This window comes from Methylomonas sp. 2F7, from assembly GCF_057126975.1.
The window spans coordinates 4,729,486-4,741,944 of sequence record NZ_CP195203.1; the positions used below are offsets into that span (position 1 = coordinate 4,729,486).

15 protein-coding genes are annotated in these 12,459 nt (G+C 51.0%); 9 read left to right on the forward strand and 6 right to left on the reverse strand.

Annotated features, from left to right (window positions below):
• Window positions 1-8 precede the first annotated feature (8 nt).
• On the reverse strand, window positions 9-902 hold the full coding sequence (locus ACR64Q_RS21300; protein ID WP_313733071.1) for an energy transducer TonB: 894 nt from the start codon (window positions 900-902) through the stop codon (window positions 9-11).
• A 1-nt stretch (window position 903) separates the two neighbouring features.
• Complete coding sequence (gene gshB, locus ACR64Q_RS21305; protein ID WP_313733072.1) at window positions 904-1,854, reverse strand: glutathione synthase; 951 nt, start codon at window positions 1,852-1,854, stop codon at window positions 904-906.
• A gap of 139 nt (window positions 1,855-1,993) precedes the next feature.
• Here gshB and rpmB point away from each other — a divergent pair, with 139 nt between their 5' ends.
• Both rpmB and rpmG read left to right on the forward strand, forming a co-directional pair.
• A complete protein-coding gene (gene rpmB, locus ACR64Q_RS21310; RefSeq protein ID WP_026147067.1) occupies window positions 1,994-2,230 on the forward strand; it encodes a 50S ribosomal protein L28 in 237 nt (78 codons plus the stop codon).
• A gap of 11 nt (window positions 2,231-2,241) precedes the next feature.
• On the forward strand, window positions 2,242-2,397 hold the full coding sequence (gene rpmG / locus ACR64Q_RS21315) for a 50S ribosomal protein L33 (protein WP_013816853.1): 156 nt from the start codon (window positions 2,242-2,244) through the stop codon (window positions 2,395-2,397).
• Between the two features lie 59 nt (window positions 2,398-2,456).
• Here the strand turns inward: rpmG and ACR64Q_RS21320 are convergent, their stop codons facing one another.
• Window positions 2,457-3,788, reverse strand: a complete 1,332-nt coding sequence (locus ACR64Q_RS21320) for a cyclic nucleotide-binding domain-containing protein (RefSeq protein ID WP_026602808.1) — start codon at window positions 3,786-3,788, stop codon at window positions 2,457-2,459.
• A gap of 152 nt (window positions 3,789-3,940) precedes the next feature.
• Between ACR64Q_RS21320 and ACR64Q_RS21325 the strand changes: the two genes are divergently transcribed.
• Window positions 3,941-5,281 carry a DegQ family serine endoprotease gene (locus ACR64Q_RS21325; protein WP_020483970.1) on the forward strand — a complete coding sequence of 447 codons (1,341 nt, stop codon included), beginning with the start codon at window positions 3,941-3,943 and terminating at the stop codon, window positions 5,279-5,281.
• A 2-nt stretch (window positions 5,282-5,283) separates the two neighbouring features.
• On the opposite strand, the gene rep is transcribed toward ACR64Q_RS21325, so the two are convergent.
• Window positions 5,284-7,290: a DNA helicase Rep gene (gene rep, locus ACR64Q_RS21330; RefSeq protein ID WP_313733073.1), complete on the reverse strand. Its 2,007-nt coding sequence runs from the start codon at window positions 7,288-7,290 to the stop codon at window positions 5,284-5,286.
• A gap of 36 nt (window positions 7,291-7,326) precedes the next feature.
• The gene (locus tag ACR64Q_RS21335) at window positions 7,327-7,482 is read right to left on the reverse strand and encodes a hypothetical protein (RefSeq protein WP_313733074.1); all 156 of its coding nucleotides are present in this window, start codon (window positions 7,480-7,482) and stop codon (window positions 7,327-7,329) included.
• A gap of 115 nt (window positions 7,483-7,597) precedes the next feature.
• Here ACR64Q_RS21335 and ACR64Q_RS21340 point away from each other — a divergent pair, with 115 nt between their 5' ends.
• From ACR64Q_RS21340 to ACR64Q_RS21365, 6 genes are all read left to right on the forward strand, one after another.
• Window positions 7,598-8,230: a class I SAM-dependent methyltransferase gene (locus ACR64Q_RS21340; protein WP_269319501.1), complete on the forward strand. Its 633-nt coding sequence runs from the start codon at window positions 7,598-7,600 to the stop codon at window positions 8,228-8,230.
• A gap of 43 nt (window positions 8,231-8,273) precedes the next feature.
• The gene (locus ACR64Q_RS21345) at window positions 8,274-8,861 is read left to right on the forward strand and encodes a hypothetical protein (RefSeq protein WP_026602811.1); all 588 of its coding nucleotides are present in this window, start codon (window positions 8,274-8,276) and stop codon (window positions 8,859-8,861) included.
• Window positions 8,836-10,077, forward strand: a complete 1,242-nt coding sequence (locus tag ACR64Q_RS21350; protein ID WP_026602812.1) for an alpha/beta fold hydrolase — start codon at window positions 8,836-8,838, stop codon at window positions 10,075-10,077. The genes ACR64Q_RS21345 and ACR64Q_RS21350 overlap by 26 nt, the downstream gene beginning before the upstream one ends.
• 25 nt (window positions 10,078-10,102) lie before the next feature.
• Window positions 10,103-10,513: a GFA family protein gene (locus ACR64Q_RS21355; RefSeq protein WP_081733818.1), complete on the forward strand. Its 411-nt coding sequence runs from the start codon at window positions 10,103-10,105 to the stop codon at window positions 10,511-10,513.
• Between the two features lie 100 nt (window positions 10,514-10,613).
• Window positions 10,614-11,105, forward strand: coding sequence for a DUF4240 domain-containing protein (locus tag ACR64Q_RS21360; protein WP_026602813.1), 492 nt, complete (start codon window positions 10,614-10,616; stop codon window positions 11,103-11,105).
• Window positions 11,106-11,172: 67 nt separating this feature from the next.
• The gene (locus ACR64Q_RS21365) at window positions 11,173-11,817 is read left to right on the forward strand and encodes a DUF6928 family protein (protein WP_026602814.1); all 645 of its coding nucleotides are present in this window, start codon (window positions 11,173-11,175) and stop codon (window positions 11,815-11,817) included.
• Window positions 11,818-12,039: 222 nt separating this feature from the next.
• Here the strand turns inward: ACR64Q_RS21365 and ACR64Q_RS21370 are convergent, their stop codons facing one another.
• A complete protein-coding gene (locus ACR64Q_RS21370; protein ID WP_313733075.1) occupies window positions 12,040-12,456 on the reverse strand; it encodes a hypothetical protein in 417 nt (138 codons plus the stop codon).
• Window positions 12,457-12,459: the final 3 nt, after the last annotated feature.

Below are 12,459 nucleotides of genomic sequence, written 5' to 3' on the forward strand. Positions count from 1 at the left end.
TGTATGGGCTAGCGGGCAGTCATGCCGGTTTCGTCTGAGAATTTCCAGACCCTGGTAATCACCAAAACGTTCACTTCTCTCAACAAATCATCGGGTAAAGCGGCAAAGGGCGCACTCATTTTCACAATCCGTTTCGCGGCGTCATCCAGTGCTGAATTGCCCGAAGACCGGACGATTCGCATGCTGTAAATGCTGCCGTCGGCATTGATCCCCACGTCCATGGTCAAGGATTGCGAAACGCCTTTTTTGCGCGCGGCCTCAGGATAATTCAGATTGCCGGTGCGCTCAACCTTGTCCTCCCAATCCTTGACATATTGCGCCGCCAGATACTTATGCGTGCTAATCGAGTTGACGAATTTAATCTTAGTATCTTGCGCGCTTTGCTGGGTATTTCTGATGCGCTCGCCGAGTTGAGCGATTTGTTGCTGAAGCGCTTCAGGCGATAATTTGGGGGCGGATTCCTGAACTTCAACAGCTTCCGGTAATTCTACCGGTTGCTCGGGCTCCGTCACCACCTTAACCGGGGCTTTTGCTTGAGTAAGCAGTTTTTCGGCGACCGGCTTGACTTGCGGAACCGCCGGATGCGGCATGATTTTCTTTACCGGCGGGCTGATCGTTTGTTCCTGCGTGGCTATTTTTTGCTGCGGCGGCTCCGGTTTATGAGTTTCCTCGCCAGCACCTATTTGATGTTCTGCCGCCAGATGTTTCGCATCCTTGGGCGCCTTTTTCACCGGCGCATGAGCCACGGTGATTTCAATGGAACGGTTAATCTTGGGCGGTTGCGGTGCGGTGAAATTAACCCCCAATAACACGATCACATGCAGCACCGCCGCCACAAACAAAGCCGTCAGTAGCGAATCGCCTTGCGAGAGCGGCGTGGGAGTCAATTCCGGCGTGTACATATCAGGCCTGGCATTTGGCGGCGATGTGGTCCATTAATTGAGCGCTGATATTGATGCCGAATTGCTTATCCAGCTCTTGCACACAGGTCGGGCTGGTGACGTTGACTTCGGTCAGATAATCGCCGATGACATCCAAGCCGACAAATATCAGGCCTTTTTCGCGTAAGGTCGGCCCCACTTGTTCGGCAATCCAGCGATCACGATCACTCAAAGGCCGGCCTTCGCCACGACCGCCGGCAGCCAGATTGCCACGGCTTTCGCCGCTGGCGGGAATCCGCGCCAGACAATACGGCACCGGTTCGCCATTGACCACCAGGATCCGCTTGTCGCCATCTTTTACAGCGGGTAAATATTTTTGCGCCATGATGTAACTGTTGCCGTGCTGGGTCATGGTTTCCAGAATCACGCTGAGATTGGGGTCGTGTTCTTTGACGTAAAAGATCGAAGCGCCACCCATGCCGTCCAAGGGCTTCAGGATGATTTCCTGGTGCTCTTTTAAGAAGTCGCGGATTTTTTGCGGGTCTCGGGCTACCAAGGTGTCGGTGCAGCATTGCGGAAACCAGGCGGTGAACATTTTTTCGTTGGCGTCGCGCAGCGATTGCGGTTTGTTGACGACATAAACGCCGTGCCGCTCGGCCTGTTCCAGCATATACGTGGCGTAAATATATTCCTGGTTGAAGGGCGGATCCTTACGCATGATAATCGCGTCCAATTCGGACAAGGCGATTTGCTTTTCGCCGAGAAACCGATGCCATTGTTTTTCGTCGCGCTCGACTTCCAGCAGGCGGGTGCGAGCGTACGCATCGCCGTTGCGCATATACAGGTCGGAAAGTTCCATGTAATGCAGTTCCCATCCGCGCGCCTGGGCTTCCAGCAGCATCGCGAAACTGGTGTCCTTTTTAATATTGATTTGGCCGATGGGGTCCATGACCACGCCGAGTTTAATAGTCATTAAAGTCCTGTAAATTCCGAAGCAAGGGGAAATAAAACCGATTTTATCAAATTTATTTTGCAGGCTGTTGTTTACCAACAAAAGTTTTTTTGTTATAAAGCGCGGCTATTTTGAATTAAAAGCTCGCATTGAGGTAGTCATGTCCAGAGTATGCCAAGTAACAGGTAAACGCCCAGTAACAGGGCACAACGTTTCACACGCCATGAACAGAACCAAAAGACGTTTTACGCCTAATCTGCACCACCACAGATTCTGGGTTGAAAGCGAAAACCGTTGGGTTCGTTTGAGAGTATCTTCCAAAGGTATGCGTATCATCGACAAAAACGGCATCGATGCTGTTCTGGCCGATATGCGTAAACGCGGCGAACAATTTTAAGGAGACTGAACATGCGTGACAAAATCAAATTGGTATCTAGCGAAGGCACCGGCCATTTCTACACCACCACCAAAAACAAAAAAACCATGCCTGAAAAAATGGAGATCAAAAAATTTGATCCCGTGGTTCGCAAGCATGTGATGTACAAAGAAGCTAAAATCAAATAAACAGCGTTTTATTGATCCGCTTTCAGGCGTTGGCGGGCTAGTAGCAAGGTTTTTTCCGACTAGCCACCGCCACCGGCCTTCTTCATCGCTTCCAGCTCGGCTTTTAGCGATTCCGTAAATTTGGCAAGTGCCAAATATTTCATCTCCAAAGCCTTTTTCTCTGCTTCCAAAATATTGTATTTGGTTTTAAGCTGTTGCAGAAAGCGCCGTAAACGCTCCATGTCGTCTTGTATTGAGGATTGCTCGGTGAACGAGTGATTCGTCTCGCCTTCGCCACCGGCTCCTCTAAAATTACTAGTCTCAATACCGTCGTCGATCGGAAATGACGAAGGCGCTTTCAGCTCATCCGGGTTAATGCTGTCGATACCGCCGCTTAAAATCAGCGCATTGAATTTATGCCGCATCAGGATGAAAGCCGCCGTTTCGCTAATCTTGCCGTTCTGACAAACCACGACGATGGGATGCTGACGATTCAAGGTTTTTAACTGCATGCGCAAGGAAAAAAACGGCAGATTGATGCTGTACGGCAAATGCTTGGGCTTATATTCGTCGGGCTCGCGCACATCGATCAAATCGGCGCCCTTGGCGACTAAATCCTGGGCATCTTTATAGCTGATATATTTAAGCGTTGGCTGCTTGATTAAGGTTAGAAACTGTTCCTTACCCAAACGCAACAAACACACATCGGTCAAAGCACTGACTGAAACATTACGAGGCTCACCTGAAATCAGCGCGTCCTCGCCAAAAGTATCCTGATCGCTGAGTTGCGCCAACTTGATCTCTTTGGCATTCGGTGCCGGCTTCCTGCTCACCAAGCATTGCCCTCTTTTGATGATGTAGTAAAAATCGCCCGGCTCACCTTGGTTGACAATCACGGTGCCGGCATCCACGCGCACTTCCTGCATACCCATCAAAATTTTTTGCAAATTAGCCGGAGGCAACGCCCGAAATACCGGCGACTTCAACAAGGTCGTCATCCAGTCGTCATTGTCCTCCACCTCTTCAACTACCATAAAACTCTCTGCTTCTTCATACGGGACATCTTGAACCGATTTCATCATATCAGCATTCAATCGCAAAAAACGAATTCGGGTACTCGCAACCGCATGCACTTTTCTGGGGATTTGATGCGCCAGCGCGAAGCGCGCCGAAGGACTATCCGACTTGATCGTTTCTATCTTTAACAGATCGGTCTGCAAGGTCACGCTACCGTCGATCAAGTAAACCAGATCGTTACGTTCATCCCCGCATTTGAACAAAAATTGACCCTCTTCCGCATCCTCTATCTTGATTTGTGCGCACAGCGCCTCAAACTTACTGAAGGGCAAGGTGGATAGCGGAATTAATTGCCGAATGACACGGCCCTCAGCGGAATGGATGTCGACAGCCACGTACTCGTCGCGAATAAAAAGTGAAGGGAAACCAACAAGAAAACTTAATCTATGATAGTCGATTATTAAGTAAACTCTCAGTGAAACATTTAGCCACCCAGCGTGTCCATGCTGGCAACTTAACTGCCTGGAATGCAAAAACCATGACGAACATGAACAAACTATTCCTGATTATCTTGTTTGGCCTGAGCAGCTGGCGAGCCGGCGCAGAATTACCCGGACAAGTCGACGGCGCGCCATTACCCTCCCTGGCACCGATGCTGGAGCAAAGCATGCCCGCCGTCGTTAACATTTCCACCTCGACCAATGTGCGGGTACAGGAAAATCCATTGATGATCGATCCGGCGCTTCGGCGTTTTTTCAATATCCCCAAAAACCAGCGGCAACAGCAAAAAAACAGCCTGGGCTCGGGCGTGATCATCGATAAGGATCAAGGTTATGTGTTGACCAATAATCATGTGATCGATAAAGCCGATAAAATCACCGTCACCCTCAGCGACGGCCGGCAGCTTAACGCCAAACTATTGGGTACCGATCCGGAAGCCGACGTCGCGGTGATTCAAATCCCCGCCGATAACCTGAGCGCCTTGAAAATCGCCGACTCCAGCCAGCTTAAAGTCGGCGACTTCGTGGTCGCCATAGGTAACCCGTTCGGCCTCGGCCAAACCGTTACCTCCGGTATCGTCAGCGCCCTGGGTCGTTCCGGGCTGGGGATTGAAGGCTACGAAGACTTTATTCAGACCGATGCCTCGATCAACCCCGGCAACTCCGGCGGCGCCTTGGTGAATTTACGCGGCGAATTTGTCGGCATGAACACGGCAATCCTGGCGCCCACCGGCGGCAACGTCGGCATCGGTTTCGCGATTCCCTCGAATATGGCGACTCGGCTGATGGAGTCGCTGGTGCAGCACGGCGAAGTGCGCCGCGGTTTGTTGGGTGTAACCACGCAAGATTTGACGCCGGAACTGGTAAAAGCCTTTGCCCTGAAAAGCCAACACGGTGCGGTCGTAAGCCGGGTAGAGGCGGGATCGCCTGCGGAAAAAGCAGGGTTAGAGCCGGGCGATATTATCCTGGCAATCAACGGTCAGGACGTCAAAGGTGGCAGCGCCCAAATTCGTAATGCGGTGGGTTTGCTGCAGATCGGCGACACCGCCAACCTGGAGATCATGCGCGGCGAAGAACGCAAGTCGCTACAAGCCACTATCGGCAAGCCGAAACGGCCGGAGCTGGACGGCAATAAACTGCATCCGACTCTAAGCGGAGCCGTGCTCGGCGTAACCCCCAAGGATCAGGTGGAAGGCGTAATGATCGAAAAAGTCGAACAGAATTCCAAAGCCTGGAAAACCGGTTTGCGGCCCGGCGACATCATCGTCACCGCCAACCGTTACCGGGTCAGAAATTTGGATGAAATCAAGCAGGTGGTCAATCCCAATGCGCCATTGCTGGTCAATCTGCAACGCGGCGGCGAGGGGTTTTTCGTAGTCCTGCAATAGGCTCAATTCAACATCGTCTTCAGTGCGGCAAGACTAGCCTTGCCGCGCTGCTTAATCTCTTCCGGCGGCAACTGCTTTTTGTTGGCCCATTCCAGATCCTCTTCCGGCAGTTCGTTTAAAAACCGGCTGGGTTCGCACTCGGCCATGTCGCCGTAACGCTTGCGATGCGTACAATAACTAAAGGTTAAAGTCTGTTGGGCGCGAGTGATGCCCACATAGGCCAAACGCCGCTCTTCTTCGATATTCTCGGTTTCGATGCTGTTCTGATGCGGCAGCAGGTTTTCTTCCATGCCAATCAAAAACACATGCGGAAACTCCAAGCCCTTGGCAGCATGCAAGGTCATCAAGCTCACCTGATCGCCGGCTTCGTCTTCCTGATTGCGATCCAAAATATCCAGCAACATCACCTTGGCAATCACATCCGCCAGCGACTGCTGAGCGCCTTGGTCTTTAGTGGCGAGACGTTGCAGCCATTCGATCAACTCGTAAACATTTTTCAGTTTGCGTTCCGCCGATGCCGGGGTTTTGCTGTTTTCTTGCAACCAGGCCGAGTAGTTGATCTCGTCGATCATCTTGTTGATCACTACAAAGGTATCCTCGCGCTCAACCTTAATCGCCGTCTCTTTCAACCAATCGCAAAATTTGCTCAAACGTTGTACCGATTTTTCCGGCAGCCGCTGTTGTAGGCCCAACTCGTTGCAGGCCGCAAACAAACTGATATGCCGCTCGTTGGCGTAGGCGCCGAGCTTTTCCAGCGTGGTCGGCCCAATCTCCCTGCGCGGCGTGTTGATCACCCGCAAGAAGGCCGCATCGTCGTCGCGATTAACCAGCAAGCGCAAATACGCCAGTACGTCCTTGATTTCCGCATAGGAAAAAAACGAGGCGCTGCCGCTGATGAAATAGGGCACATTGTTCTCGCGCAATTCCTTCTCGAACAAACGCGACTGGTGATTGCCGCGATACAGAATCGCGTAATCGCCATAGCTGCCGCCGGTCTTGAAGCGATGATGCACAATTTCGGCAGTAACTTGCTTAGCCTCGGCCACGTCGTTCTTGTGACTAAGCACTCGCAACGGGTCGCCATAACCCAGTTCGCTCCAGAGTTTTTTCTCGAAGGCGTGCGGGTTGTTGGCGATCAATTGGTTGGCCACCTTCAAAATCCGCCCGGCGGAACGGTAGTTTTGTTCCAGCTTGATTACCTGCAAGCGGCTGTAATCTTTTTGCAGTTGTCCAAGGTTCTCCGGTTGCGCACCGCGCCAGGCGTAGATCGATTGGTCATCGTCGCCGACCACCGTAAAGCGGCCGAGATTACCAGCCAATAGCTTGACCAGTTGATACTGAGTGATATTGGTGTCCTGGTATTCGTCCACCAGTAAATAGCGAATTTTGTTTTGCCACTTCTCCAGCACATCCGGATGTTGTTGGAACAGCAGCACTGGCAACAAAATCAGATCGTCGAAATCGGTGGCGTTATAAGCCTTTAAACTACGGGTAAATGCTTCGTAAAGCAGCGCCGTCGGCAGGCTGTTGGCGTCGGATTGACTCAAGGCTTGTAGCGGGGTGATGAAGGCATTTTTCCACTGGCCGATTTGCCAGTTGTACTGCTCGACGTTATCAATATCGCAACCGCCGACACCGTGACTGATTAGATTACGCAGCAAAGTCAACCGGTCCTGCTCGTCGAACAAGGTAATCGCGGCCTTATAACCCAGAGCCTTGTGCTCGGCGCGCAAAATATCCAAACCCAGGGAATGGAAAGTCGAGACTCTTAGCCCACGCCCCTGCTTGTCATCCAACAAACGGCCAACCCGGCTCTTCATTTCCCGCGCCGCCTTGTTGGTAAAAGTCACCGCCGCAATATGCCGCGCGGCAGTGCCTTGCTGCACCAGATACGCAATCTTCTCGGTAATCACCCGCGTCTTGCCGCTGCCAGCGCCGGCCAGCACCAGTAGCGGTCTATCGATAATTTTAACGGCGGCGAGTTGTTGGGGGTTGAGTTTGGGGGACACGACAACAGCTAAGTGAATAACAAGAAGGTTATTATCTCAGGCTAAGGACGATAATGTTGATTCTCTGATTTCGTGGGCTATACCCAAGCACTGGATTACCAAACTGGAACTTGGGAGACAGTAGACATGCGTCAAAAACTGCTCAATTTCTCTAGCACCCAGGTCGCGCGGATGTTGCTTGCCAAAATACAAAATAAATCGTTTAATCCAGTCCGCGTAAGGCCTTTTCTGTGCGAATGCTTTAGAGCCTCAAACGAATTTTGGCACGCACTTGGTCTAATTCGAGGAACGCGCCCCTTTTACTGCTATTGATCTAGGAGCGGGCTTCGGTATGCACTCCATTCCGTTGGCTCGTTGCGGCTATTCGGTGGTCGCTATAGACAGCTCCCCAAAGCTTCTTGAAGTACTACAAGACCACATCGAGTCGCTGCCCATTCAAACGGTGGAGGACGATTTGCTGGCCTTTCAAAAGTACTTGAACGCGAAGGCGCACCTCATCCTATGCATGGGCGACACGTTGACTCATCTGTCAGATACGCAGTCCGTCGAGCAATTGTTTTCTCTTGTCGCAGAGTCGTTACACCCAGACGGCATGTTCATTACCACCTTTCGAGACTACACCTCAGCCCTAGTTGGGGATGGACGCTTTATCCCCGTAAAAAGTGACAATGATCGCATCCTGACTTGCTTTCTTGAGTACTCTCCCGACTACGTTACCGTTCACGATGTGCTTCACGAGCGCAGTGGTTCTATCTGGCAACTAAGCGTCAGCTCCTATCGAAAACTCAGGCTTTCGCCGGAGTGGGTATCCTCGAAACTTCAAGCCAAAGGGTTTACGGTCCGCATTGAGCCTGGGCTTGCAGGTATGGTTCGTGTTGTCGCCAAGCGTCTAACACTGCGCTCAACCGGACCCGCGCGAAAAGCCGCGCAGGCCGGTTAGCGCCACGTTAGGTCTTATCAGGACTAGACATAGGAGATTAGTCATGAACCCCAAAAACATTATTGCAATAGCTACCATTCTTTTTTTCTCGGCAACGATGAAAATAGAAGCAGCGACGATTACGCCAACTGATATGACGGGACTACGAAGCTTTGACGGTGGTGCGAACGTTTTACTTCTGGGTTTTGACGCTGTAAAACTTGGTACAGAAGATCGTACGTTAGTTCATTTTGATATTAGTGGATTAACTGGAATATTACCGAGTTCGTCACTCAGTATCCCTATAGAAAGTCTCGATCCAGAACCAGGTATATTTAAGATATATTCCTTTGCTGGCGATGGGGTCGTCAGTACTGACGAATGGAATATGGGGACACTTTTTCACGTCTTTACTGATGTTTATGGAGGATTTCTATCCATTGACACCTCAATACTTTTGCAAACAGCTGTGGACAACGGAGAGTCTTACTTGAGCTTTAGTTTTCGTGGCGGAAATTCTGTTCGTTACTGGTTATCGGATATTGTAGGATTGCCTGAGCCTTCAATAACTATAGTTCCGCTTCCTGGCGCATTTTGGTTATTTTATACATGCCTAGGCCTAGTCTATGGCTTTCAAAGGAAAACATCATGATGCAGAAAAAATACCCAACGTGGCGCTCAACCGGAGCGCGGTTATATGCGGTTTTGTTTTTCAGTTTTCCGTGCCGTGCCTGGTTACCTCTAAGTTGGGCGTCATGGATTTCGCTTTCTTGCAGCGTTTTCGCTTCTTAATCTTCGGGTTTGCCATCGTATGCTTTGCCATGCTGGCAGGAGCCGTTTATCAATTCCAAAGGACTACAGCAGACCTGGCCGCATTCCCACCTCCCGGGCGCATGATTTCAGTAAACGGCGTAAACCTTCACCTATTCTGCATGGGCTCCGGTTTTCCAACGCTGACTCTCGAAGCGGGTCTTGGCGAAAACTCTTTGAGTTGGCATCCAGTTCAATCCAAGCTTGCTCAGAGCATGCGAGTTTGTTCCTATGACCGTCCAGGGCTTGGCTGGAGCGATCTAATAAATGCTCCTATCCATGTCGAAGATGTCGCCAAGAATCTACATACGCTGCTGAACAATGCGGGTATTTCTCCGCCTTATGTATTAGTCGGACATTCCCGAGGAGGCATATATGTCCGTGCCTTCTATCGTCAGTTTCCTGCGGAGACGCGGGGTATCGTCCTTGTCGATTCGACTCATGAGCAAAGCCCTATGCACCAGTATCCGTATGCCGTATGGGACTATTGGAAACAAGCTATGCAGATTGCAATTGCCGAGCCGTTGTCGCGCGTCGGCCTAGTAAGGCTGATAGGGCTTGCTGACGCCGACCGCATACCTTCCCCGCTACCGGCGGAAGTGCTGGCAGCGAAAACAGCTGTACAAAACCGCAGTGATACCGCGCGTGCGGTTGTCAATGAAATTGCCGTCATGCGCCTAGGGCTAAGTCCAACCACACCTCCTCCAACCGATTTGGGAAATCTGCCCTTATTGGTACTGACTGCCGGAAACTTGGTAGACCAGAGCTTGGTCGAGCGCGAAGCAGAGAAATCGGGTAAAAATATCGAAACTGAAAAAGCGCTCGCCAGAATTCAACAGACTGAGCAGGACGACCTAGCCCGCTTGTCCAGCAATTCACGGCATATCATTATCAAACATAGCGGACACTTCATCATGCAAGATCGGGCAGAGGAGTTTGTCAGTGCCGTGAGCGAATTTGTAAAACCCATTGCTGTGAAATTGGAAGGTGAACGCCCAACCATGCACTCCACCGAACTGCGCAATAAAGGCGCGCTGTCCAATCAATTCAAACGTTAAACTGTTGCAGAAAGGGGCTTGCTGAATGACTTTATTCCGTGGTGGCTGTCTATGTGGTGCCGTGCGCTATGAAACGACCGCTGATCCTTTGAACCAGAGGGTATGCCACTGTAGGGCTTGTCAAAAAGTTATCGGCGCTGCTTTCAATGCTCGCGTACTCATGCGCATCGAACATGTTGCGCTCTCTGGCCCAATCAGCACCTTTCACTCTTCAGAAACTCTTGAGCGCGGCTTTTGTTCGTATTGCGGTTCAAGCATTTTCTCGCGGCGTGTTTCTGCCGGAGTCATCGGCTTAACAGCCGGTAGCCTCGACGAGCCGTCACTGTTCAAACCTGACATGCACTTTTGGGTAGCTTCAAAGCAACCGTGGCTAAAAATCACGGATAACCTGCCTCAATATCCAGAAGGCCCGCCATCTTTAGGTTATAAGCCATGAGTAGTTACAGTAGTTGGCCTAACATTGCATTCGAGGCGACCTGCGCAAAAATCCGCGCAGGCACCAAAACTTCACATTATGCGCACTCAAGGAGGTGCTTATGGATGAAATGAAATTCTGGACGATCATCGACTCGGCGCACGAGCAATCTAACGGCGATATGGACGAGAAGTGCGAGTTGATTCGCACAGCGCTCTCCAATCTACCCAAAGATGATGCGAGAGCGTTTTCGGCTCATTTCCGTGCAATGATGGATCGTGCCTATTCCTGGCCATTATGGGGCGCGTCATATGTGATTAACGGTGGTTGCGGCGACGACACCTTTTCTGATTTTCGAGCTTCGCTTATTTCTCGCGGTCGCACTGCGTTTGCGCGCGCACTCGCCGATCCGGATTCATTGGCAACAGAAGACTTTGACGAAGATGCCTGGTTCTACGAGGGATATCAGTATGCCGTAACAGATGGTGTCAAGGCCGCCGTGGGTTCAGCCATCAGTCGGGAAAGTCCCCATCCCGATGAGCCATCTGGTCAAGCATGGGATGAAGACAACGTCTATGAGCTCTATCCGCAGCTCGCCGAAAAGTTCGCATAACATGGCATTTAACCGGCGTGGTCGGTTACCTCTAACTTGGGCCTCTTTAACCTACAGGAACTGATCTATGGGCGCGAAAACTTGGATGCTCGTACTGGCAAACGCCAATGCGCGTGAGGCACTCGCTGCCAAGCCTACTTTGGACTGGGAGGCAACCCAGAAACTTGCCAGTACTCTATTCCCCGGCGAAAAACTGGAACAAATCGGCGATGGTGATCTGTCCTATACCTGTCCGCCGGATGATGAGGTGCATATAGGCTGCTTTCCGGGGGTATCGGTCGTCGCGGCCAAAGAGTTTGGTATCGACTACCCATCGAAATTACCTCAGCGGTTCATCGATGCAGGTGAGAACGGAATAGCCACGCTTCACGCTATGCACAGCGTCGTTGATTGGTTTGCGTATGCGACATGGGCAAATGGAAAGCTAGTGCGCTCCCTGAGCCTCGCTCCAGACAGCGGCATCATGGAAGACATTGGGCAGCGCCTGCCTTTTGAAGAACCGTTCTGGTCAGGGAATCATCCAGCTGTTGATGACGACGAAGCGGCTGCTTATCCACTCCCGTTTCACCCCCTAGATCTTGGGGAGGCAACTTTGAAGGATCAGTTCGGCTATCAGCTTGAGGGCTATATCGATGCCTCGCTGCTTGAACCTGAGTCAGTTCCGCTCGTTCGCTATAAACGTTACCGCTCTCCGTGGTGGAAGTTCTGGTGAAAAGCCCAACCCATTATTTCGCCGGACTTGCGCAAAAAGCCGCGCAGTCCTGTGAATTCAAACGTTGGATAGTCGTGTTGTGGCATTGGTCTGATTTAGAACCCCATGCGGTTCCAGTGATTGCTGACTTTAGCAGACGTCCCATCAATACTGAGCCTGTCGAAGTGATCGCCAAGCTCAGTGTTAACGGAATATCAATAATAAGTAGGTCAGGATTAGTTGCTACTTATCGGCACGTTGACAAAATAATATCGCGTCTCGCCAATCCAAACCTTTTCCTGTGGCATTTTGAAAGCAATCTACTGTGTTTTTGGCGTTATTGGTGCCGGCACAGAGGTTGATTATGTTTTGCCAATCCCAAGTTATCCCTTTACCCCAGTTCACCCGGCCGTCGAGCACACTTAGAAAGCAAGCGCCCGGCTCGGCTGGCTTGGTCGTTCCCGCACATAGTTGCTTGACGTTTTTTGGCTCCCAATTCATATTTTTATCGTCATTCCAAGGGATTTTGCCTTGCACCGAGTTAAAGCATTCCGACTCGTGATCGGATGCTTGAACGGTCAATGGATTAAAAAACAAAGCAATTGAGCCAATGGCAATCAAGATGCGGATAAAACGGTGAATAGTATTTGATATTTTCATGAG